The following is a 22,280-nucleotide window of genomic DNA, read 5'->3' as shown; positions in this document are numbered from 1 at the left end:
GGCACGTTACTCGCAAGTAGCCGATGGGAGGAGGGGTTTCTCCGAACTGAGTGGTCGGTGCGCGGCTGCTTCGGTGACCTGCGGTGTTACCCCGCGCCAACCTGTCGCTTCGCTGTGCGTGCGCCGGGTGGGGGGTGTGGCGGAGGTGTGAGGAACGGCCCACGGATCTCCCTCGGCGGGAGGTGCGGGTGCCGTGGACTCCGGTCCGGGTCCTGGCCCGTTCAGTCCCCCGGATTCCCCAGCACCGGGAACCGTGGGGCCATCAGCAGCAGGACCAGAAAGGCGAGCGCCGCCGCGCAGGCCGCGCCCAGGTAGACCGCGTGCACCGCGGCGGCGACCGCTTGGCTCAGGTGTTCGTCGGCGTGGCCGGAGTCCAGCGCCCGGGTCACCGAGTCGAGATCCCCCGCGCCGCCGAGACGCGCGGCGAGCACCCCGTTGGCGACGGCGCCGAACAGGGCCGCCCCGACCGTCTGCCCGGTCTGGCGGCAGAAGAGGACGGACGCGGTGGTCGTGCCGCGTTCCTCCCAGCCGACGGTTGACTGCACCCCGATCAGCAGCGGCAGTTGGAAGAGGCCGAGCGCGCCGCCGAGCAGCAGCATCAGCAGGGCGGGCTGCCACGGTTCACCCGGGTAGGGGAGGAAGGGGAACGCGAGCAGCAGCAGGGCCGCCGTGCCGATGCCGAGCATCGCGGTGGCGCGGAATCCGATCCGCCGGTACACGTGCTGGCTCAGCGCCGCCGACACCGGCCAGCTCAACGTCCATACGGACAGGACGAATCCGGCGGCGACGGGCGCGAGACCGAGCACCGCCTGGGCGTACGTCGGCAGGAAGACCGTCGGGGCGACCATGAGCAGCCCGAGGGCGCCGAGCGCCAGATTCACCGCGGCGATGGTGCGCCGCCGCCACACCCAGCCCGGGATGACCGGCTCGGCCGCCCGCCGTTCGACGATGACGACGACGGCCACCAGGGCGAGTCCCGTGCCGAACAGGGCGAGGGAGGGCGCCGACAGCCAGGCCCAGGCGACCCCGCCCTGCACGAGCGCCATCAACAGGACGCCCCCGCAGGCGAAGACGGCGAGCGCGCCCGCCCAGTCGATCCGGGGCCGGTCCCGGCGGGCGACGCGCTGCGGCTCGTGGAGGTGGCGGACGATCAGCCACAGGGCGAGCGCGCCGATCGGCAGGTTGATGAGGAAGATCCAGCGCCAGTCCGCGTACGTCGCGAGGAGTCCGCCCAGCGCGGGCCCGGCGACGGCCGACGTCGCCCACACGGTGGACAGCCGCGCCTGGATCTTCGGGCGTTCCGCGAGCGGGTACAGATCGGCGGCGAGCGTCTGGACCGTGCCCTGGAGGGCGCCGCCGCCCAGGCCCTGCACGACCCGGAAGGCGATGAGCGCGGCCATGTTCCAGGCGCCGGCGCAGAGCAGGGAACCGAGGAGGAACAGCACGGCGCCGGCGATCAGCACCGGCTTGCGGCCGAAGGTGTCCGAGAGCTTGCCGTACACGGGCAGGGTCACGGTCACGGCCAGCAGGTAGCCCGAGAACAGCCAGGAGAAGACGGAGAAGCCGCCGAGGTCTCCGACGATCTGCGGCACGGCGGTCGACACGATGGTGGCGTCGAGCGCGGCGAGCGCCATCGCGAGCATGAGCGCCGCGACGACCGCGCGGCGCCGGCGGACCTCGGCCGGTGCGCCGGCCGGTGCGCCGGTCCGCGCGGCCGGTGTCTCCGTCTCCTCCTGGTCCACCGGATTCCTTCCCCCTGCACGTATCTGCCGCCGACACCTTCTCACTTGACCCTCGCGCAGCGGCAGGGTGGACGCTGCATGGGTCCGCGGGTGGAGGCAACCCCGAGAAGGACTCCACCGAAGGGTGGAGAGCCCCTAGGGGTACCTACCCACCAGGGCTCGGGGAGGGTTCGTCCCGGCGGAGGACGAGAGGGGACGGTGACCGTCCTTAACCTGGCTTTATGCCACTGGGGAGCGGACCGGGACCCGCTCGGGTCCTGCGGGCCGCACCCCCGGGGGTGGGGTTTTCCCCAGGTGAAGAGTGCGCTGCGCACCAGCGCGCCCGACCCCCTGCCGCCACCAGACTGATCCACGTACCGAGCAGCACGATCCACCCGCGGTACCGAGATGCGACCACGGCATCTCTTCGCTCATCCGCTGACCGACATAGGAGACTTACCGTGACAACGGCTGTGACCATTCCCAGGCACGGGGGCACTGGAGGGCGTACGGCCGTTGCCGCCCGGGCGCGGCAGGTCGTGAAGGCGTACGGGTCCGGGGAGACCCGCGTCGTCGCGCTGGACCACATCGACGTCGACATCGAGCGGAGCCGGTTCACCGCGATCATGGGCCCCTCGGGGTCCGGCAAGTCGACGCTGATGCACTGCCTCGCCGGACTCGACACCGTCACCTCCGGGCAGATCTTCCTGGACGAGACGGAGATCACCGGCCTCAAGGACAAGAAGCTCACCCAGCTGCGCCGGGACCGGATCGGTTTCATCTTCCAGGCGTTCAACCTGCTGCCGACGCTGAACGCGATAGAGAACATCACGCTGCCGATGGACATCGCCGGCCGCAAGCCCGACAAGGCGTGGCTGAGCCAGGTCGTCGACACGGTCGGTCTCGGCGACCGCCTCAAGCACCGGCCGACCCAGCTCTCCGGCGGGCAGCAGCAGCGCGTCGCGGTCGCCCGGGCCCTCGCCGCCCGCCCCGAGATCATCTTCGGTGACGAGCCGACCGGAAACCTCGACTCCCGGGCCGGCGCCGAGGTGCTGGGCTTCCTGCGCCGCTCCGTCGACGAGCTCGGCCAGACCATCGTGATGGTCACTCACGACCCGGTGGCGGCGTCGTACGCGGACCGGGTGCTGTACCTCGCCGACGGCCGCATCGTCGACGAGATGCAGCGGCCCACCGCGGAAGCCGTGCTGGACCGCATGAAGGACTTCGACGCGCGGGGGCGTACGTCATGACCGTCGTCAAGACCTCGATGCGCAACTTCTTCGCGCACAAGGGCCGCATGGCCCTGTCGGCCGTCGCGGTACTGCTGTCGGTGGCGTTCGTCTGCGGCACGCTGGTGTTCACCGACACGATGAACACGACCTTCGACAAGCTGTTCGCGGCCACCTCCTCGGACGTCACCGTCACCCCGAAGGAGGCGAAGACCAACGACACCCCGCAGAACGGCAAGCCGGAGTCGATGCCCGCCTCCGTGCTGGCCGAGGCGGCGAAGGCGCGGGGCGTCAAGTCCGCCGAGGGCGCCGTCAGTTCGATGAACGTGACCGTCGTCGACAGCGACAACGAGAACATGGGGTCCACCAACGGCGGGCCCACCATCGCGGGCAACTGGACGAAGAACGACCTGCGTTCGATGAAGATCACCGAGGGGCACGCGCCGCGCGGGCCCACCGAGGTGATGGTCGACTCCGACACCGCCGGCAAGCACCACCTGAAGCTCGGCGACGAACTGCGCACCATCGCGGTCACCGGTGACTTCAGGGCGAGGATCGTCGGTATCGCCTCCTTCACCGTCACCAATCCCGGTGCCTCCGTCGTCTACTTCGACACCGCCACCTCGCAGCGCGAACTGCTCGGCGAGAGCGGCCGGTTCACGCACATCAACCTGATGGCCGACGCCGGTGTCACCGACGCCCAGCTGAAGAAGAACGTCGCCGCCGCACTCGACGGCACCTACAAGGTGCAGACGCAGAAGGAGAGCGCGGACGAGAACCGCTCGGACGTCGACTCCTTCATGGGTGTCATCAAGTACGCCATGCTCGGCTTCGCCGGCATCGCGTTCCTGGTCGGCATCTTCCTGATCATCAACACCTTCTCGATGCTGGTCGCGCAGCGCACCCGCGAGATCGGCCTGATGCGGGCGATCGGTTCCTCCCGCAGGCAGGTCAACCGTTCCGTGCTCGTCGAGGCGCTGCTGCTCGGCGTGGTCGGCTCGATCCTCGGCGTCGGCGCGGGCGTCGGCATCGCGATCGGCCTGATGAAGCTCATGTCGTCCATGGGCATGAACCTCTCCACCTCCGACCTGACGGTGAAGGCGACCACCCCCCTGGCGGGCCTGCTCCTCGGCATCGTCGTCACGGTCTTCGCCGCCTACCTCCCCGCCCGCCGCGCGGGCAAGGTGTCCCCGATGGCCGCCCTGCGCGACGCCGGGACGCCGTCCGACGGCAGGGCCGGTCTCGTACGCGGCCTGATCGGCCTGATCCTCACCGGCGCCGGAACGTTCGCCCTCTACACCGCGGCCACCGCGGACAAGGCGAGCGAGGGCTCCCTGGTCCTCGGCGCGGGCGTGGTGCTCACCCTCATCGGGTTCGTGATCATCGGCCCGCTGCTCGCGGGCGGCGTCGTCCGGGTCATCAGCGCGGTCCTGCTGCGGGCCTTCGGCCCCGTCGGGCGGATGGCCGAGCGCAACGCGCTGCGCAACCCGCGGCGCACCGGCGCCACCGGCGCGGCCCTCATGATCGGCCTCGCCCTGGTCGCCTGCCTGTCCGTCGTCGGCTCGTCCATGGTGGCCTCGGCGACCCAGGAGCTCGACAAGACGGTCGGCGCGGACTTCATCGTCCAGGGCAACCAGCGCATCGTGCCCCAGGCCGAGAAGGCCATGCAGTCCACGCCGGGCCTCGAGCACGTCACCCGCTACAAGACCCTCGAAGCCACCCTGACCTCCCCGGACGGCAGGACCGACACCGACGGCGTCACCGCCGCCGACCCCTCGTACGCGAACGATCTGCGCCGCGAGACGACCTCCGGCACGCTGAAGGCCGCCTACGGCAAGGACGCCATGTCGGTCGGCTCCGACTACGCGACCAAGCACCACGTCAAGGTCGGTGACACCCTCGGCGTCGCCTTCAAGGGCGGCGAGACCGCCAGGCTGAAGGTCGCCGCCATCACCGACGACGACACGTCCATCGACCAGGGCGCCCGCTACCTGAGCCTTGCGACCATGAAGAAGTACGTCCCCGCGGACCGGATCCCGCCCAACGAGATCATGTTCGCCTCCGCCAGGGCCGGCCAGGAGGAGCAGGCGTACGCGGCGCTCAAGAAGGCCATGAAGCCGTACCCGCAGTACCAGGTCCGCGACCAGACGGACTTCAAGCAGGAACTGAAGGACCAGGTCGGCCAGCTCCTCAACATGGTCTACGGCCTGCTCGCCCTGGCGATCATCGTCGCCGTCCTCGGCGTGGTGAACACGCTGGCCCTCTCGGTCGTCGAGCGCACCCGCGAGATCGGCCTGATGCGCGCCATCGGTCTCTCCCGCCGCCAGCTGCGCCGCATGATCCGCCTGGAGTCCGTCGTCATCGCCCTCTTCGGCGCCCTGCTCGGCCTCGGCCTCGGCATGGGCTGGGGCGCCACCGCCCAGCGGCTCCTCGCCCTGGAGGGCCTGAACGTCCTGGACATCCCCTGGCCGACGATCATCGGCGTCTTCATCGGCTCCGCCTTCGTGGGCCTCTTCGCGGCGCTGATCCCGGCGTTCCGCGCGGGCCGCATGAACGTCCTCAACGCCATCGCCACCGAATAGCCCCCGCGGACGGGGGTCACGGGGGACCAGGCCCGGTCCCGGAGAGCCACCCGGCTCCCCGGGACCGGGCCTTTCCAGGTCAACCGGGGGATATCCCGGCCGGAGTTCGTGCCTTTCAGCCCGCCTGGCGGCTCGTGCTTTTCAGCCCGTCCGGCGTTTGAGGACGAGCGCGGAGCGCGAAGGGGGTCTGGGGGCGCAGCCCCCAGGGACGCACGCCCCCACCGGGCGCTGCCGGGGCGCGGCCGGGACCCCAGACGGGGTAGGGCGGCGGGGCGGCCGGGGCCGCCGTCCACAGGCACGGCACCGCCGCCCGCACCGACGTACGCTGGAGGCCCCCGGCCAGACTTCGCGCCGGGCGCTTCGCTTTGCCCACCCCCGGACGGGATTGCCTTTCATGAGCCTGCACGGTCTGCTCGACGCCGTCGTCAAGGACGCCGCCCTCGCGGAAGCGGTAAAGGCCGCAGCCGACGGAAACCGCATGCACGTCGACCTGGTCGGCCCCCCCGCGGCCCGCCCCTTCGCGGTGGCCGCCCTGGCCCGCGAGACCGGCCGCCCCGTGCTCGCGGTGACGGCGACCGGCCGCGAGGCGGAGGACCTGGCCGCCGCGCTGCGCTCCCTCCTGCCGCCCGACGGCGTCGTGGACTACCCGTCCTGGGAGACGCTCCCGCACGAGCGGCTCTCCCCGCGCAGCGACACCGTGGGCCGCCGCCTGGCCGTGCTGCGCCGCCTCGCGCACCCGCGGCAGGACGACCCGGAGACCGGCCCGGTCTCCGTCGTCGTCGCCCCCATCCGCTCCGTGCTCCAGCCGCAGGTCAAGGGCCTGGGCGACCTGGAGCCCGTGGCGCTGCGCAGCGGCGAGAGCGCCGACCTCGGTGAGGTCGTCCACGCGCTCGCGGCAGCCGCGTACTCCCGGGTCGAGCTCGTGGAGAAGCGTGGCGAGTTCGCGGTCCGCGGCGGCATCCTGGACGTCTTCCCGCCCACCGAGGAGCACCCGCTCCGCGTGGAGTTCTGGGGCGACGACATCGAGGAGATCCGCTACTTCAAGGTCGCCGACCAGCGTTCCCTGGAGGTCGCCGACCACGGCCTGTGGGCCCCGCCCTGCCGTGAGCTGCTGCTCACCGACGACGTACGGCAGCGGGCCGCGGCCCTCGCCGAGGACCACCCGGAGCTGGTCGAGCTGCTCGGCAAGATCGCCGAGGGCATCGCCGTCGAGGGCATGGAGTCCCTGGCGCCGGTGCTGGTCGACGACATGGAGCTGCTGCTCGACGTCCTGCCGAAGGGCTCGATGGCCGTCGTGTGCGACCCGGAGCGGGTGCGGACGCGTGCCTCGGACCTGGTGGCGACGTCGCAGGAGTTCCTGCAGGCGTCCTGGGCGGCGACCGCCGGCGGCGGCGAGGCCCCCATCGACCTCGACGCGGCCTCGCTCCGGTCCATCGCGGACGTCCGCGAGCGGGCCCGCGAGCTCGGCATGATGTGGTGGTCGGTGAGCCCCTTCGCCGCCGACGAGGAACTCGACGCGGCCACCCTCAAGCTCGGCATGCACGCCCCCGAGGCCTACCGCGGCGACACGGCCCGCGCCCTCGCCGACGCCAAGGGCTGGATCTCGGACGGATGGCGCACGGTGTTCGTCACCGAGGGCCACGGCCCCGCCGCCCGCACGGTCGAGGTCCTCGGCGGCGAGGGCGTCGCCGCCCGCCTCGACACGGACCTGGCCGGCATCAGCCCCTCCCTCGTCCATGTGTCCTGCGGTTCGATCGACCACGGTTTCGTGGACCCGCGGCTGAAGCTGGCCGTCCTGACCGAGACCGACCTGTCCGGCCAGCGTTCGGCGACCAGGGACGGCGCGCGCATGCCGGCCCGCCGCCGCAAGACCATCGACCCGCTCACGCTGGAGACGGGCGACTACATCGTCCACGAGCAGCACGGCGTCGGCCGCTACATCGAGATGGTGCAGCGCACCGTCCAGGGCGCCACCCGCGAGTACCTCGTCGTGGAGTACGCGCCCGCCAAGCGCGGCCAGCCCGGGGACCGGCTCTACATCCCCACCGACCAGCTCGAGCAGATCACCAAGTACGTCGGCGGGGAGGCGCCCACGCTGCACCGCCTGGGCGGCGCGGACTGGACCAAGACCAAGGCGCGCGCCAAGAAGGCCGTCAAGGAGATCGCCGCCGACCTGATCAAGCTGTACTCGGCCCGGATGGCGGCGCCCGGCCACGCCTTCGGTCCCGACACGCCCTGGCAGCGCGAGCTGGAGGACGCGTTCCCGTACGCGGAGACCCCGGACCAGCTCACCACGATCGCCGAGGTCAAGGAGGACATGGAGAAGACGGTCCCGATGGACCGCCTGGTCTGCGGCGACGTGGGGTACGGCAAGACGGAGATCGCCGTGCGGGCCGCCTTCAAGGCGGTGCAGGACGGCAAGCAGGTGGCCGTGCTCGTCCCGACGACACTGCTCGTCCAGCAGCACTTCGGGACGTTCTCCGAGCGGTACGCGCAGTTCCCGGTGAACGTGCGCGCCCTGTCCCGCTTCCAGACGGACAGCGAGGCGAAGGCGGTCCTGGAGGGCCTGCGGGACGGCTCGGTGGACATCGTCATCGGCACCCACCGGCTGTTCTCCTCCGAGACCAGGTTCAAGGACCTGGGCCTGGTCATCGTCGACGAGGAGCAGCGGTTCGGCGTCGAGCACAAGGAGCAGCTGAAGAAGCTCCGTGCGAACGTCGACGTCCTGACGATGTCCGCCACCCCCATCCCCCGCACGCTGGAGATGGCCGTCACGGGCATCCGCGAGATGTCGACGATCACCACCCCGCCGGAGGAGCGCCACCCGGTGCTGACCTTCGTCGGCCCGTACGAGGAGAAGCAGATCGGCGCGGCCGTCCGCCGCGAACTGCTGCGCGAGGGCCAGGTCTTCTACATCCACAACCGGGTCGAGTCCATCGACCGGGCCGCCGCCCGCCTGCGGGAGATCGTCCCCGAGGCGCGCATCGCGACGGCGCACGGCCAGATGGGGGAGCAGGCGCTGGAGCAGGTCGTCGTCGACTTCTGGGAGAAGAAGTTCGACGTGCTGGTGTCGACGACGATCGTCGAGTCCGGCATCGACATCTCGAACGCGAACACGCTGATCGTGGAGCGCGGCGACAACTTCGGCCTCTCGCAGCTGCACCAGCTGCGCGGCCGGGTGGGCCGCGGCCGGGAGCGCGGCTACGCGTACTTCCTGTACCCGCCGGAGAAGCCGCTCACCGAGACCGCGCACGAGCGCCTCGCCACCATCGCCCAGCACACGGAGATGGGCGCGGGCATGTACGTGGCGATGAAGGACCTGGAGATCCGGGGCGCCGGAAACCTCCTCGGCGGCGAGCAGTCGGGCCACATCGCGGGCGTCGGCTTCGACCTGTACATCCGCATGGTGGGCGAGGCGGTGGCGGACTACCGCGCCGCTCTCGAAGGCGGAGTGGAGGAGGAGCCCCCGCTGGAGGTCAGGATCGAGGTCCCGGTCGACGCGCACGTCCCGCACGACTACGCGCCCGGCGAGCGGCTCCGCCTGCAGGCGTACCGCGCCATCGCCTCCGCGAACACGGAGGAGGACATCAAGGCGGTCCGTGAGGAACTCGTCGACCGCTACGGCAAGTTGCCCGAGCCGGTGGAGAACCTGCTGCTGGTCGCGGGCCTGCGGATGCTCGCGCGCGCGTGCGGCGTCGGCGAGATCGTCCTCCAGGGGACGAACATCCGTTTCGCGCCGGTGGAGTTGCGCGAGTCGCAGGAACTGCGCCTCAAGCGTCTCCACCCGGGCACGGTCATCAAGCCGACCGCCCACCAGCTTCTCGTGCCCCGCCCGAAGACGGCGAAGGTGGGCGGCAAGCCGCTGGTCGGCAGGGATCTGCTCGGCTGGACCGGCGAATTCCTGACGACGATCCTCGGCTCGTAGGCTCCGCCCGGGCGCCCCGAATGCCGGGCGCCCGCAACCCCCCGTAACTCCGGCCCCACTTGGCGCCCCGCCCCTTTCCCGGGGGCGGGGCGCTGTCGGTCAGCCGGACCGGAACAGCAGCCCCGTCAGGGTGCGGAAGACCTCCTCGGGGTCCCGGTCACCGACCGGACCGTCCAGGTTGTGGCCGAGGAGCAGCGTGGCGTAACCGTGCGCCAGCGACCAGGCTGCGACCCCGGCGAGCCGGGCGTCGGTGCCCCGCCCCTCGCTCGGCACGGCGGTGACCGCGGCGCGCAGGCGCTCCCCGGCCAGCGCCCGGGCCGTTGTCAGCTCCAGGTCGTCGTCGCGCAGCAGGCCGGGGGTGAACATCACCTGGAAGTGCGCGGGGTGTTCGCGCGCGAAGCGTACGTAGCGGACGCCGGCGTCCCGGAGGTCGGCGGCCTCCGCGAGCGCGCCCGACAGCAGCCCGAAACCCTCGGCGGCGATCGAGGTGAGCAGGCCGGTGCGGTCCTTGAAGTGGTGGGCGGGGGCCGCGTGCGAGACGCCCGCCCGGCGCGCCAGGTCACGCAGGCTCAGCGCGGAGGGGCCGTCGGCCGCGATGACGTCCAGCGCGGCGCTCAGGATCGCGCGCCGCAGGTCGCCGTGGTGGTAGCGGCCGCGGTCGTCGGACTCGGTGCTGGTCATGGGCAGCAGCGTACGCAGAATCTAGGCATTGACAAGTTCTGCGGGTCCGGGCAATCTTGTCAGTGTCAAGTTGTGGAGTGAGTGGGACGCGACGAGGAGTCACGCCATGCCGGAAAGCGTCAGCGAGACACGTGCGGTCGGTGGGTCCACGGCCGGGGGGCCGAGGCGGGGCGGCGAGGTGGAGCTCGGCCGGGTGCGTCAGCTGTGGCATCTGCTGGAGCCCCTGCACGCCGTTCTGTACTACGCGCCGGAGGCCTTCGAGGAGGCGGCCGCGCTCGGCTTCGGGACCGGGGAGCGCTGGCCGAGCTACTTCCCGTTCCGCGCCGCCCCGTTGGGAGCCGTCAGCAGCGAGCGCGTCACGTCGGCGTTCTACAGCTTCAGCCCGCGCATGGTCGCGCGGTACGTCGATCCGGCGTGGGGCAAGGCGGATCCGGAAGCCGTACTGGCGGCGCGTGAGCGGGCCGTCGGCCGGGCCTACGGCGCGATATTCGGGGACCGCGCCGCGAGTCCCGAGCTGGCCGAGGCCGCCGCCCTCGCCCGCCGCGCGGCCGAGGCCGCGAACACCGCGGGCCGTCCGCTGGCCGCGGCAAACGCGGAGTTGGCCTGGCCGGACACCCCGCCCCTGCAGCTGTGGCACGCGGCGACCCTCCTGCGCGAGCACCGCGGTGACGGACATGTGGCGGCGCTCCTCGTCGCCGGCCTGGACCCGGTCGAGTCGCTCGTGTCGTTCGCGGCGACAGGCGCGGCCTCCAGGGAGCGGTTCGACAGCCGCGGCTGGAGCGCCGAGGAGTGGACCGCCGCGCACCGGCGGCTCGCGGACCGCGGCCTCGTCGCCGAGGACGGCACCGCCACGGAGGCCGGCCGGGAGCTGCGCCGCCGGGTGGAGCGGCACACGGACGAACTGGCCGCCGCGCCCTGGCAGTCGCTCGGTCCGGACGCCATGGGCCGCCTCGTCGAGCTGCTCGGCGAGTTCTGGGTCGCGGTGATCGGTTCGGGACTCCTGCCGTCGGAGACGACGCTGGGCATCGGAAAGGCCTGACGTCGGCCGCCCACACCGCGGGCACGACAAGGCGCCTCGCACCGCGCGGTGAAGCGCCTCGCACCCTGCGTGCCGCGAGGCCGCCCGGGGGAGGGGATCTCCCGGACGGCCTCTGGGGTCACGGTGGTTACGTCCGTGCACCGGTGCGTCATGGGGCGGCGGGCGGCGTGCATCGCGGTTTCCGCGTGACGTCGGGCGCGTGCTGTGACAGGGCGACCGTTTCAGTGCCGTGCCGCCCCGCGCACTGCCGTGCCGCCCCGCGCACTGACGTGTTGCTCCGCAGTGGTCCGTAGGGGCCGTCCGCGCGGGCAGTGGGAAGTGCGGGGGTACGGGTGGTGCGGCGGGCTACGGCCGGTCGGGGTTGTCGCGATGCATCCGCATGCGGTCCTCGGCCTGTTGCTGGGCCTTGTCGACCTGGTCCGTGTACTTGTCGTCGGTCCGCTTGTTGATTTCCCGCTCCGCAGCGTCCGACATCTCCGGACTCTTGTCCCGCGTGTGGCTCTTGAACCTGTCGAAGATGCCCATCCAGAGCTCCTTCCAGAGGTGACTCACCCTCGATGATACGCCCGGCATGCGGTGATTGCCCGTTCGGGTGGGATAGGGCCGGGACTCCGTGGCCGCTACGGTGTCTGCTGGGAGAACCGCCTGCTCCAGGCGGTACCGGAGGGCAAGGGGAGGGGCGTCGTGGTACGTCTGAGGGGTGGGGTGACCGCCGCTGTTCTGGTGCTGTTCGCCGTCAGCGGCTGCAAGGAGCAGACGACGGGCGTCGCGGGGCCCGAGGACACGGCGGCCGGCGGTGCCGCCCTCACCGCCGTGGACTCGCTGACCGTGAAGGGACGCGCGCCCAGGACCGGGTTCGACCGGGAGCGGTTCGGCACGGCCTGGGCCGACACGGACTCCAACCGCTGCGACACCCGGGACGACATCCTCAAACGGGACCTGAAGGACGTGAAGTTCAGCGACGGCACGTGCAAGGTGTCCTCGGGGACGCTCGACCCGGATCCGTACACCGGCAAGGAGGTGACGTTCGCGCGCGGACGGAGCCAGGTGGACATAGATCACCTGGTCGCGCTCTCCGACGCCTGGCAGAAGGGCGCCCAGCAGTGGGACGCGAGCAAGCGCATCGCCCTGGCCAACGGCCCGCTCAACCTCCTCGCCGTCGACGCCGGGCGCAACCGCAGCAAGGGGGACGGCGACACGGCGACCTGGCTCCCGCCGAACAAGCGTTACCGCTGCACGTATGTCGCCGCCCAGGTGGCCGTGAAGAAGAAGTACGGGCTCTGGGTCACCGGCGCCGAGAAGGCCGCCATGAAGCGGGTCCTGTCGGGCTGTCCCGGCCAGAAACTCCCCGCGGGCGGCAGTCCCACGCGGGCACCGGAGCGCTTCCACGCGGGCTGACCGCCCGCGGTGCGGTCATCGGCCGGCCGTCCTGGGGTGACCAGGGTGACCCTCCCGTCCGGCGTCCGGCGGGCGGGCGCTCAGCCCATCTTGTCCAGGTCCATGACCTTGCCCTTGGGGGCCTCGGCGGGGACCGGCTTGTCGTAGTCGCTGAAGGTCAGCGTGCCCGGGTCCTTTGCGGACTTGCTGTCGATCTTCAGCAGGTAGGGCTTGCCCTCGGTCGCCACGTAGAGGGTGGCGCGGTCCTTGCCGTCGTTCTCGTGCAGGACGATCGCCGGAGTGCCGTCGACGGACGACGTCCTGCCCCGGGTGGCGTCGGAGTTCACATCACCGGCCTCGGAGAGCACCGTGTCGAGGTCGCAGAGGCTCTCGATCTCCTTGGCGTCCCCGCCGGCCGCGGACATCTTGGTCCACTTGCCCGCCATCATCGCGACGACGCTGTCGGTCTCGTCCTTCGGGTCGCCCTTGCTCTGCTCGCGCAGGAAGGTCTCGTCGTACCGCATGTAGAGGGTGTCGCCGGTCTTGATGAGGTCGGCCTTGCCCTCCCCGCCGGCGCTCATCGTGCCGGCGCAGTTGCCCTTCCTGTCCAGCGCGATGTCGATCCGGATGGTGCCGCCGCTCTCGTCGTCGGCGACGTCCCCCTTCATGCGGAGCGACGTGGCGCCCTTCGTCGCCTTCACGGCCCGGTCGGCTATCTCGCCACCGGAGAGTCCGGCGAAGGGGCCGTCCGCCTTGTCCTCGCCGCAGCCGGTGAGGCTGACGGTGGCCGCGGCGGCGAGGCAGAGAGCGGCAAGTGCGGTTCGGCGCATGGGAGTTCCTCAGAGTGAGACGGCATGGGTGACGTCGGAACCGGCCTGACGCGCTGCGTGGGAGCACCGCGACGGCGGACCGTGCATAGGTCAATCACAGCAGAGGTTGTGAACCGAGTCAACACGGTTAACGGCGACCCTTGTGTACACGATCGTGAACCGGTAGATCTTGCATACGTCGGTATGCTCGACGCCACACACCAGGTAGAGGGGAGCCGGGCGGGTGCAGGAGAACGGGACAGAGGTGACCGCCGCCGGTATCGCGCGGCTCGCCGGGGTCGGCCGTGCGGCCGTCAGCAACTGGCGCCGCCGCCATGCCGACTTCCCCAGGCCGGTCGGCGGCACCGAGACCAGCCCCTCCTTCGCGCTGGCCGAGGTCGAGGAGTGGCTGCGCGCCCAGGGCAAACTCGCCGAGGTCCCGCTGCGGGAGCGCGTGTGGCAGCACCTCGCGGGCCACCCCGGAGGCCCGGTCACCGCCCTGGTGCACACGGGGTGCGCCCTCCTGCTCATCCACGACCGCCCCCCGGTGTGGCTCGAACTCGGCGCCACCTCCGACGAACGCCTCGCCGAGCAGCTCCCCGCCGCGCTCGAACAGGTGCTCACCCCGCGCTTCGGCACCGCCCGCGCACGCGCCGTGCCCACCCCGTCCACCGCCGAACTCCTCCCGTCGGCGCCCCTCCTGCGCGGCGCCGCCGAGCTCGCGGCCGAGCTGGGCGCCCGGCAGACGTACGAGTTCCTGCTCGGGCGGCACCTCGACGCCAACCCGAGGCAGTACACGCTCACGCCCGGCGACCTCGCCGCACTCATGGCCGAACTCGCCGGCCCCGCCCGGACCGTGCTGGACCCGGCCTGCGGCACCGGCGCCCTCCTGCGCGCCGTCGCGCCGGCACCCGGCCAGCGGCTGTACGGCCAGGACAGCGCCCCCGAACTCGCCGCGCTGAGCGCCATCCGCCTCGCCCTGCACACCCAGGCCACCGTCCGCACCGCCGCCGACGACAGCCTGCGCGCGGACGCCCACCAGACGCTGCGCGCCGACGTCGTGCTGTGCCACCCGCCGTTCAACGAACGCAACTGGGGCCACGACGAACTCGCCTACGACGCCCGCTGGGAGTACGGCTTCCCGGCCCGCACCGAGTCGGAACTGGCCTGGGTCCAGCACGCGCTCGCCCGCCTCGGGGAGGGTGGCACCGCCGTCCTCCTCATGCCGCCCGCCGTCGCATCCCGCCGCTCCGGCCGCCGGATCCGCGCCGACCTGCTGCGCCGGGGAGCCCTGCGCGCGGTGATCGCACTGCCGGCCGGCGCGGCACCCCCGTACAGCATCCCGCTGCACCTGTGGGTGCTGCGCCGCCCCGGGAAGGCGCCCGCCCACCCCGAGGTGCTGCTCGCCGACACCGCCGCGCACGCCGAGGGAGCCGGCTCCGCGGCCGAGCGGGTCCGGGAGACCGGAGGCGGCCGGGCCGGCTTCGACTGGCAGACCGTGCGCACCGCCGTCCTCGACGCCTGGCGGCCCTTCGAACGCACCGGCACGGCACCCGAGCGCCCCGGACTCAGCCGCTCCGTCCCCGTCATCGACCTCCTCGACGACGACGTGGACCTGGCCCCCGCCCGTCATCTGCCGCCGCCCGCCGAGGCCGGGGGCGCCGAGCGGCTCGCGACGGTACGCGAACGCCTCGGCGAGACCCTCCGGCTCACCGCCGACCTCGCCCCGCGGCCCGACGCCGACGCGGACCCGGCGCGCTGGCCGCTCACCACCGTCGGCGAACTGGCCCGCGGCGGCGCCCTGTTGCTGCGCACCGGCGGAAGCAGTGCCCCCGCGCGCGTGCCCGTGCTCACCGACCACGACGTCGTCGCCGGGACCGCCCCCTCCGGTGTCCTACCCGAGGGGCAGGAGGAAGCCGTGCTGGTGGCGGCGGGTGACGTCGTCGTCCCCGTGCTCGGCGGCGGCGCGGTCGCGCGCGTGATCGACGAGGAGACCGCCGGAGCCGCCCTCGGGCGCAATCTCACGCTGCTGCGCCCCGACCCGGCCGCGCTCGACCCGTGGTTCCTGGCCGGGTTCCTGCGCGGCACCGCCAACACCCGGCAGGCCAGCAGCTACGCGTCCACCGCCACCCGGCTCGACGTGCGCCGCCTCCAGCTGCCCCGGCTGCCGTTCGACCAGCAGCGCCGCTACGGCGAACGGTTCCGGGCACTCGCCGAGTTCGAGGGCGCCCTCAGGCTCGCGGGCCGCCTGGGCGAGCAACTCGTGCGGGGCATGTACGACGGGCTGACGGACGGGACGGTCGCGCCCGAGTCCCCGTGAGGCGGGCGAAGTGATCAGCACGACAACGGTTCGGTACAACCCGGGACCGGTAGTGCTTGTCGGCCTATACGCTCGGACTTCCAGCTCACCCGTCCGCCCCACCAGGCATTCAGGAGCAGCCATGCACGGCCACGGCTACGCGCCGCCTCCGCCGAAGCGACCCTCGACCGGGACGCTGGTCGTGCTGCGCATCATCTTCGCGGCAGTGCCCCTGCTGACGATCGGGTTCCTGGCGTGGGTCTCGCCCCTGCGGGTCGCGATCGTCACCCGCCGCGCCGCGCACTGGTGGATGTTCGTGGGGTCCCTCGTGGTCCTCGGCATCAGCTTCGCGTTCCTCAGCACCGACCACACCGACGACTTCAGCAGCCCGAACGGCAACACCGGCATGATCATCCTGCTGCTCAACGCCGCCGCCTGCACCGCCTGGTTCCTGTTCGCCGACATCCGGCACCACCAGCGGCTGAGCCCCGTCGGGTACCTGCCGCCGCAGCCCCACACCCCGCACTACGGCTACCCGCAGCCCGCGTCGCCGTACACCGTCGCGCACCAGCCGACCCCCGTGCCCCAGGCCCCCCTGCCGCACACCCCCGTCCCCGGGACTCCCGTGCCGCAGCCGCCCGCCCGGCCGGCGCAGCCGCCCACGCGTCCCGCGCCCGCCCGCATCGACCAGGTCCGTGCCGAACTCGACGAACTCAGCGACTACCTGCGCAAGCACGACGGCACCCACGAGGACGGCAGATGAGCGTGGCGACGGGGCGCGTGGTCGGCGACCGCTACGAACTGTCCACGCTGATCGGGCAGGGCGGCATGGGCCAGGTCTGGACGGCCTACGACCAGCGCCTGGACCGGCGCGTCGCCGTCAAGCTGCTGCGCCCCGACAAGGTCGCGGGCCAGGAGGCCGACGAACTGCGCCGCCGCTTCGTGCGCGAGTGCCGGGTCACCGCCCAGGTCGACCACCCGGGCCTGGTCACCGTCCACGACGCGGGCAGCGAGGGCGAGGAACTGTTCCTCGTCATGCAGTACGTCGACGGCGCCGACCTCTCCGACCACCTCGCCGAACACGACCCCTACCCGTGGCCGTGGGCGGTCGCGGTCGCGGCGCAGCTGTGCGCGGTGCTCTCCGCCGTGCACGCCGTGCCGATCGTCCACCGCGACCTGAAACCGCGGAACGTGATGGTCAAGCAGGACGGCACGGTCACCGTCCTCGACCTCGGCGTGGCCTCCGTGATGGACACCGACACCACCCGGCTCACCCACACCGGTTCGCCCATCGGCAGCCCCGCCTACATGGCCCCCGAGCAGGCGATGGGCGGCGCGGTCGGCCCCTACACCGACCTGTACGCGCTCGGCGTGCTGCTGCACGAACTCCTCAGCGGGGACGTGCCGTTCTCGGGGTCCACCGCCCTCGGCGTCCTGCACCGCCACCTCTACGAACCGCCCCTCCCCGTGCGCCGGCTGCGGCCCGAGGTCCCCGAGGCCCTGGAGCGCCTGGTGCTGCGCCTGCTCGCCAAGGACCCGCAGCACCGCCCGGACTCCGCACAGGAGACGTACGAGCAGCTGCTTCCGCTGCTGCCCGCGCGCGGCATGCCCTCTGGTGCCCCGCTCGACCCCACGCGCCCCTTCCTGCGTCCGCACGCCCCCTGGCCTGACCGCGCCCGCATCCCGGCGCCCCAGCCGACCGTGACGGCGTCCACCCCCGCAGCCGAGAAGCCCGACGTCGCCGGCGCCGTCGACGAGGTCAAGCGGCTGCTCGGCGAGGGCCGCATCACCCAGGCCGTCGACATCCTCGGCGCGATCCTCCCGGCCGCCGCCGCCCAGCACGGCGAGCACTCACCCGTCGTACGCACCCTGCGCAAGCAGTACGCGGCCACCCTCATGGACGACGGCCAGTACCGGCGCGCCCTGCCCGAGCTGCGCCGCCTCGCCGACGAGCGGGCCGCGGAGGCCGGACAGGCCGACACCCAGTCGCTGCGCTTCCGCTACGAGGCCGCCCAGTGCCTGGAACAGCTCGGCGAACCCGCCGCCGCGCTCGCGGAGTACCGCGCCCTGCTCCCGTACTACGAGAACCAGTACGTCGCGGGCGATCCCGAGCTCTCCCTCGAAGTGCGCCGCCGCATCGGGCACTTGCTGCTCGCGCTCGGTGACCGCCCCGCCGCCCACGACACGCTGGCCCGGCTGCTGCACGACGTGGAACGGCTGCGGGGGCCCGGGCATCCGATGGCGGCCGAGATCCGCCGGACGCTGCAGTGGCTGGGGCAGGTCCGCGGCTGACCGAGGCGCCCTCCCGGCGGTCCGTGGGCCTGCCCGTCGGCCGGCGGGCGTACGTGCCGGTGCTCAGGGGGTGCCCGAAGTCCTCGCGAATCGTTGGTCGAATGGGTGGCCGAGAGCTGAGCCACTGCCTAACATCGATCACCGCAAGACCTTGTGCGCCCCGCCCGTCGCCCGGCCACCACCCTCGACGAGACGCCGCGTGTCGCACCTGTCTTCACCATCTCCTCGGGAGGCCCCCTTGCACCGCCGCCGTCGTTCCGCGCTCGTTGTCTCCGCCGCGCTCATCGCCGCGGCTCCTCTTCTCACCGCCTGCGGAAGCGACGCGCACCCCGGCGCCGCGGCCGTCGTGGACGGCCGGCGGATCACGGTCGGCCAGCTGGAGAACCGGGTGCACGAGGTACGCGTGGCACAGCGCGCCGCCACCAAGGACGACGCGCAGTACGAGCAGGCGATCGCCAAGACCGGCAGCCTGGCCCGCGACACCCTGCACAGCCTGGTCCTGGACCGGGTCCTGGCGCGGGCGGCGAAGGACGCGGGCGTGAGCGTCAGCCGCAAGGACACCCAGCAGATGCGGGCGGGACTGGAGCGGCAGGCGGGCGGCGCCAAGGCGCTGGAGACGGCCTGGCTCCAGCAGTACGGCGTGGCCCCCCAGCGCCTCGACGACAGCCTCCGCACCGAGATCGAGGCGCAGAAGCTCGCCACCGCGCTCGGCGCCGACATGAACACCGAGGCGGGCAAGGCCACGTTCTGGAAGGCCCTGTCCGACGCCTCCAGGAAGCTCCACGTCGACCTGAACCCGCGCTACGGCACCTGGGACGTCGAGAAGAGCAGCCGCGTCGACGCGAAGACCCCGTGGCTGCGCGAGGTCACGGCGGCGGCCGGGAAGCCCGCGTAGGTCTGTGCGGACACCGGCTCGCCAGGCTGTGGACAAACGGTTCAGCCGTTTGCCCACGGTCACGGCGGCCGTCCGGTGACCTGTGGACAACCGGCGGGGGCGCCGGCCCGGTGGGTTACGTTCGAGGGGTGAACGCAATCAGCCTCGACGGCGACCCGAACGCGCACCGCTCCGGTGCCGGCGCACCCGGCCGTGACACCCCCGTGCCCGAGGGGGCCGCCCCGGCGTCCGGCCGTATCGTCCTGCTCACCACCAGCCACCGCGTCGCCCCCGGGCTGCTGTCCTGGCCCGCCTGGCAGGCGCTGCACGCGGCCGACCGGGTCCTGTGCGCGGACGGCGCCCACCCGCAGCTGCCGTACCTGCGCGAGGCGGGCATCACGGTCGACGAGGCATCCCCGGCCGCCGAGGACCTGCTCGACCAGTGCTCCGGCGGCCGCACGGTGGTCGTCGTCGCCACCGGCGAGGGCGAGCCGCGGCTGACCGACGGACTCGCCCGGCTCGCCGGATCCGGCCGCATACAGATGCCGGAGCTGGAGCTGCTCCCCGCGTCGTACGACCTTCCCGGCGCCCGCCTCCTCGACCTCGTCCAGGTCATGGACCGTATCCGCGTCGAGTGCCCCTGGTCGTCCCGGCAGACCCACGAGGGCCTGGCGAAGTACGGCCTCGAGGAGGCGTACGAGCTGGTGGAGGCCATCGAGGAGGGCGACCGGGACGAGCTGCGGGAGGAACTCGGCGACGTGCTGCTCCAGGTCGTCTTCCACGCGCGGATCGCCGAGGAGGGACGCCCCGAGGACGGCACCGAGCCCTTCTCGATCGACGACGTGGCGGGCGGCATCGTCACCAAGCTCATCCACCGCCACCCCCACGTCTTCGGCGACGAGAGCGCCTCGACCCCCGAGGAGGTCAAGGAGCACTGGCTGCGGACGAAGGCGCAGGAGAAGCGTCGGACGTCCGTGACGGAGGGCATCCCCCTCGGGCAGCCGGGCCTGGCCCTGGCGGCGAAGCTCGCCGCACGCGTCCGCACGGCCGGACTCGACGTCCCGATGCCCCGGGGGGAGGGCGTCGGCTACGAGCTGCTGGCCGCCGCCGCCCGCGCGGAGGCGGCGGGCGTCGACCCGGAGACGGCCCTGCGGGCGGCGGCGCGGACCTACCGGGACGCGATCCGGGCGACGGAGGCGACGGAGGCGGCGGAAGCGGCGGAGGCGGCGGAAGCCGGGGGCACGGCCGAGGGCTGAGTGCCGTGCCCGTGTCCGGTCGACCGGGGTGTCGTCCCTGGGTGTCGTGGCCGGTCAGTGGCCGGGCTCGCGGCTCGCCGGGTTGTGCCAGCTCGGCCGGTGCCGGGCCAGGAACCACTCGGCGGGGCCCGACGGCCGGATGCCGCACTCCCCGGCGGAAGGCAGGAGATCGTGGAAGATCCGCTCGGGCGCGGTGCCGAGCGCGGGAAGCGCGTCGCCGACCTCTTCGACGAGCTGGGCCGGTCCGGCGAGATAGACGTCGTGCTGGGCCCAGTTGGCCCGGTTGCCGAGGGCCGTGAGCAGCCGCTCGGTGGCCTGCGCCCTGGGCCGGCCGGGCGCGGGCGTGATGAAGGTGACGGCCAGCCGGGGGAGTCGTGCCCGCAACTCCTCGATGGCGGAGCGGTCGTAGACGTGGGCGAGATCGCGGGCGACGACGAAGAGCCGGGAGTCGTAGGGCGCCCCGTCCCGGCCCGCGGACGCGGCCTGCGCGATCCGCCCGGTTCGTTCGGTGTGCCCGGTGTGCTCGGTCTGTTCGAGCCGCACCAGCTGTTCCAGAAGCGCCTTGACGGGCGCCCAGCCGGTCCCGGCGGCGATGAAGGTGACGGGCCGGTCCTCCGGGGGCCGCAGGGTGAGCCCGCCGCTCGGTGCGCCGAGCCGGAGCAGGTTCCCCTCCCGGGTCCGCCGCACCAGGGCCGTGGACAGCAGCCCCTCCTCGACGCGGCTGACGTGGAGGTCGAGGGTGTGGTCGGGCCGGGGTGCGTTGCCGACCGAGTAGGGACGCCATATGCCCGGTAAGTAGGGGACGCTGACGCTGACGTACTGGCCCGGGAGATGGGCCAGCGGCCGGGCCGGCCGCAGGGTCAGCACGACGACGTCCTGACCGAAGCGCCGGCGGGCGAGGACCTCGGCGTCCCACCACGGCGGCTCGCCGTCGTCCTCGGCCCGCGAGGCGCCCCGGAGCATCGCGTCCGCGATCGTCTCGTACGCCTCGCCCCAGGCCTTCTCGACCTCCGCGTTCCAGGCCGGTCCCGCGACGGCGGCGAACGCGGCGATCAGGCTCGTCCCCACGGCCGCGTAGTGCCGCGGCTGAGCCAGGTACTTCCGGTGGTCCCGTCCGAGCTCGCCCAGGTATGCCGCGAGCGCCGGGTCCTCCAGCCGCCCCACGACATGGGTGAGCGCCGCGAACAGCCGGTCCCGCTGCCGCTCCATGTCCTCCGGGAAGTCCAGCGGGAACAGCTCGCGAACGTCCGGATGGTGACGGAACAGGTGAGAGTAGAAGTACTTGACCGCGAACTCGGCCCGTCTCTCGACGACCGCGAAGCTGGATCTGAGCATTTCGGGGTCCACGGGCGGAATGTAGGGAGTTCCCGATCCGCCAAGTCAAGTGACGGCCGATTTGCGGACAGTCCGGGGCGAAGCGTCCTGCGGGCGGTCCTCCGCCCGCCACCCGCGAAGCCATCCGCTCTTCGCCTCCCGGCACCCCGGCGGCCTCCTGGACCCCCCGGCCGCTCCCCGGCACCTCGGCCGTCTCCCGGACCCCGGGAGCCTCCTGGACCCCGGGCCGCCTCCCGGTACCCCGGGCCGCCTCCCGGACCCCGGGCCGCCTCCTGGACCCCGGCCGCTCCCGGCGCCAGGGCCGCTTCCCGGACAGCCATGTTTCGGCTTGGTAGCCGAAAGTTGCGGGAAGGTGAGGCGGTACCGGCCGCCTCCCGGACAGCCTCAGCCGCTCCCCGGCACCCCGGCCGCCTCCCGGACAGCCTCAGCCGCTCCCCGGCACCCCGGCCGCCTCCTGGACCTCGGGCCGCCTCCCGGACCCCGGCCGCTCCCGGCACCAGGGCCCGCCTCCGGAGAGTCCCAGCAGCCGCCCGGCACCCCGGCCGCCTCCCGGACCCCCGGCCGTCTCCCGGACGTCGGCCGCCTCCCGGACCCCCGGCCGTCTCCCGGACGTCGGCCGCCTCCCGGACCCCCGGCCGTCTCCCGGACGTCGGCCGTCTCCTGGACCCCGGCCGCTCCCGGCGCCAGGGCCGCCTCCGGAGAGTCCCAGCAGCCGCCCGGCACCCCGGCCGCCTCCCGGGCAGCCCCAGCCGCCTCCCGGCACCCCGGCCGCCTCCCGGACCCCCGGCCGTCTCCCGGACGTCGGCCGTCTCCTGGACCCCGGCCGCTCCCGGCGCCAGGGCCGCCTCCGGAGAGTCCCAG

General features: G+C 72.9%; 15 protein-coding genes. 10 read left to right on the top strand and 5 right to left on the bottom strand.

What is annotated here, in order from left to right; all coding sequences use genetic code 11:
- Positions 1-221: 221 nt before the first annotated feature.
- Positions 222-1,742: an MFS transporter gene (locus tag AC069T_RS05230; protein ID WP_478781431.1), complete on the bottom strand. Its 1,521-nt coding sequence runs from the start codon at positions 1,740-1,742 to the stop codon at positions 222-224.
- A gap of 440 nt (positions 1,743-2,182) precedes the next feature.
- Here AC069T_RS05230 and AC069T_RS05225 point away from each other — a divergent pair, with 440 nt between their 5' ends.
- The 3 genes from AC069T_RS05225 (at position 2,183) to mfd (ending at position 9,457) form a co-directional block, all read left to right on the top strand.
- Positions 2,183-2,971 carry an ABC transporter ATP-binding protein gene (locus tag AC069T_RS05225; RefSeq protein WP_476753827.1) on the top strand — a complete coding sequence of 263 codons (789 nt, stop codon included), beginning with the start codon at positions 2,183-2,185 and terminating at the stop codon, positions 2,969-2,971.
- Complete coding sequence (locus AC069T_RS05220; RefSeq protein WP_478781430.1) at positions 2,968-5,532, top strand: ABC transporter permease; 2,565 nt, start codon at positions 2,968-2,970, stop codon at positions 5,530-5,532. Before AC069T_RS05225 ends, AC069T_RS05220 begins: the two co-directional genes overlap by 4 nt.
- Before the next feature lie 394 nt (positions 5,533-5,926).
- The gene (mfd, locus tag AC069T_RS05215) at positions 5,927-9,457 is read left to right on the top strand and encodes a transcription-repair coupling factor (protein WP_478781429.1); all 3,531 of its coding nucleotides are present in this window, start codon (positions 5,927-5,929) and stop codon (positions 9,455-9,457) included.
- A 99-nt stretch (positions 9,458-9,556) separates the two neighbouring features.
- Here the strand turns inward: mfd and AC069T_RS05210 are convergent, their stop codons facing one another.
- Complete coding sequence (locus AC069T_RS05210) at positions 9,557-10,138, bottom strand: TetR/AcrR family transcriptional regulator (RefSeq protein ID WP_478781428.1); 582 nt, start codon at positions 10,136-10,138, stop codon at positions 9,557-9,559.
- A 106-nt stretch (positions 10,139-10,244) separates the two neighbouring features.
- Between AC069T_RS05210 and AC069T_RS05205 the strand changes: the two genes are divergently transcribed.
- Positions 10,245-11,177, top strand: a complete 933-nt coding sequence (locus AC069T_RS05205) for an SCO6745 family protein (protein ID WP_478781427.1) — start codon at positions 10,245-10,247, stop codon at positions 11,175-11,177.
- A 345-nt stretch (positions 11,178-11,522) separates the two neighbouring features.
- Here AC069T_RS05205 and AC069T_RS05200 read toward each other — a convergent pair whose 3' ends face one another.
- Positions 11,523-11,702, bottom strand: a complete 180-nt coding sequence (locus AC069T_RS05200; protein WP_478781426.1) for an antitoxin — start codon at positions 11,700-11,702, stop codon at positions 11,523-11,525.
- 159 nt (positions 11,703-11,861) lie between these two features.
- Between AC069T_RS05200 and AC069T_RS05195 the strand changes: the two genes are divergently transcribed.
- On the top strand, positions 11,862-12,575 hold the full coding sequence (locus tag AC069T_RS05195) for an HNH endonuclease family protein (RefSeq protein WP_478781425.1): 714 nt from the start codon (positions 11,862-11,864) through the stop codon (positions 12,573-12,575).
- 80 nt (positions 12,576-12,655) lie between these two features.
- On the opposite strand, the gene AC069T_RS05190 is transcribed toward AC069T_RS05195, so the two are convergent.
- The gene (locus tag AC069T_RS05190; RefSeq protein ID WP_478781424.1) at positions 12,656-13,384 is read right to left on the bottom strand and encodes a hypothetical protein; all 729 of its coding nucleotides are present in this window, start codon (positions 13,382-13,384) and stop codon (positions 12,656-12,658) included.
- A 223-nt stretch (positions 13,385-13,607) separates the two neighbouring features.
- On the opposite strand from AC069T_RS05190, the gene AC069T_RS05185 reads away from it, so the two are divergent.
- The 5 genes from AC069T_RS05185 (at position 13,608) to AC069T_RS05165 (ending at position 20,084) form a co-directional block, all read left to right on the top strand.
- Positions 13,608-15,683 carry an N-6 DNA methylase gene (locus tag AC069T_RS05185; protein WP_478781423.1) on the top strand — a complete coding sequence of 692 codons (2,076 nt, stop codon included), beginning with the start codon at positions 13,608-13,610 and terminating at the stop codon, positions 15,681-15,683.
- A gap of 121 nt (positions 15,684-15,804) precedes the next feature.
- Complete coding sequence (locus tag AC069T_RS05180) at positions 15,805-16,425, top strand: hypothetical protein (RefSeq protein ID WP_478781422.1); 621 nt, start codon at positions 15,805-15,807, stop codon at positions 16,423-16,425.
- Complete coding sequence (locus AC069T_RS05175; protein WP_478781421.1) at positions 16,422-17,954, top strand: protein kinase domain-containing protein; 1,533 nt, start codon at positions 16,422-16,424, stop codon at positions 17,952-17,954. Before AC069T_RS05180 ends, AC069T_RS05175 begins: the two co-directional genes overlap by 4 nt.
- A gap of 238 nt (positions 17,955-18,192) precedes the next feature.
- Positions 18,193-18,849 (top strand): SurA N-terminal domain-containing protein, encoded by a 657-nt coding sequence (locus AC069T_RS05170; protein ID WP_478781420.1) that lies wholly within the window; start codon positions 18,193-18,195, stop codon positions 18,847-18,849.
- 203 nt (positions 18,850-19,052) lie between these two features.
- A complete protein-coding gene (locus AC069T_RS05165) occupies positions 19,053-20,084 on the top strand; it encodes a nucleoside triphosphate pyrophosphohydrolase (RefSeq protein ID WP_478781639.1) in 1,032 nt (343 codons plus the stop codon).
- A 54-nt stretch (positions 20,085-20,138) separates the two neighbouring features.
- Here AC069T_RS05165 and AC069T_RS05160 read toward each other — a convergent pair whose 3' ends face one another.
- Positions 20,139-21,431: a globin domain-containing protein gene (locus tag AC069T_RS05160; RefSeq protein WP_478781419.1), complete on the bottom strand. Its 1,293-nt coding sequence runs from the start codon at positions 21,429-21,431 to the stop codon at positions 20,139-20,141.
- Positions 21,432-22,280 lie beyond the last annotated feature (849 nt).

Source organism: Streptomyces sp. NPDC043867 (assembly GCF_056435845.1).
This window is presented reverse-complemented; position numbering and strand designations above follow the sequence as displayed.

What these genes read in the sequence shown, in the direction of transcription:
- AC069T_RS05175 (WP_478781421.1), top strand. Translation starts at nt 16,422, where the DNA reads ATGAGCGTGGCGACGGGGCGCGTGGTCGGCGACCGCTACGAACTGTCC.
- AC069T_RS05205 (WP_478781427.1), top strand. Translation starts at nt 10,245, where the DNA reads ATGCCGGAAAGCGTCAGCGAGACACGTGCGGTCGGTGGGTCCACGGCC.
- AC069T_RS05200 (WP_478781426.1), bottom strand. Translation starts at nt 11,702, where the DNA reads ATGGGCATCTTCGACAGGTTCAAGAGCCACACGCGGGACAAGAGTCCG.
- AC069T_RS05180 (WP_478781422.1), top strand. Translation starts at nt 15,805, where the DNA reads ATGCACGGCCACGGCTACGCGCCGCCTCCGCCGAAGCGACCCTCGACC.
- AC069T_RS05220 (WP_478781430.1), top strand. Translation starts at nt 2,968, where the DNA reads ATGACCGTCGTCAAGACCTCGATGCGCAACTTCTTCGCGCACAAGGGC.
- AC069T_RS05210 (WP_478781428.1), bottom strand. Translation starts at nt 10,138, where the DNA reads ATGACCAGCACCGAGTCCGACGACCGCGGCCGCTACCACCACGGCGAC.
- mfd (WP_478781429.1), top strand. Translation starts at nt 5,927, where the DNA reads ATGAGCCTGCACGGTCTGCTCGACGCCGTCGTCAAGGACGCCGCCCTC.
- AC069T_RS05190 (WP_478781424.1), bottom strand. Translation starts at nt 13,384, where the DNA reads ATGCGCCGAACCGCACTTGCCGCTCTCTGCCTCGCCGCCGCGGCCACC.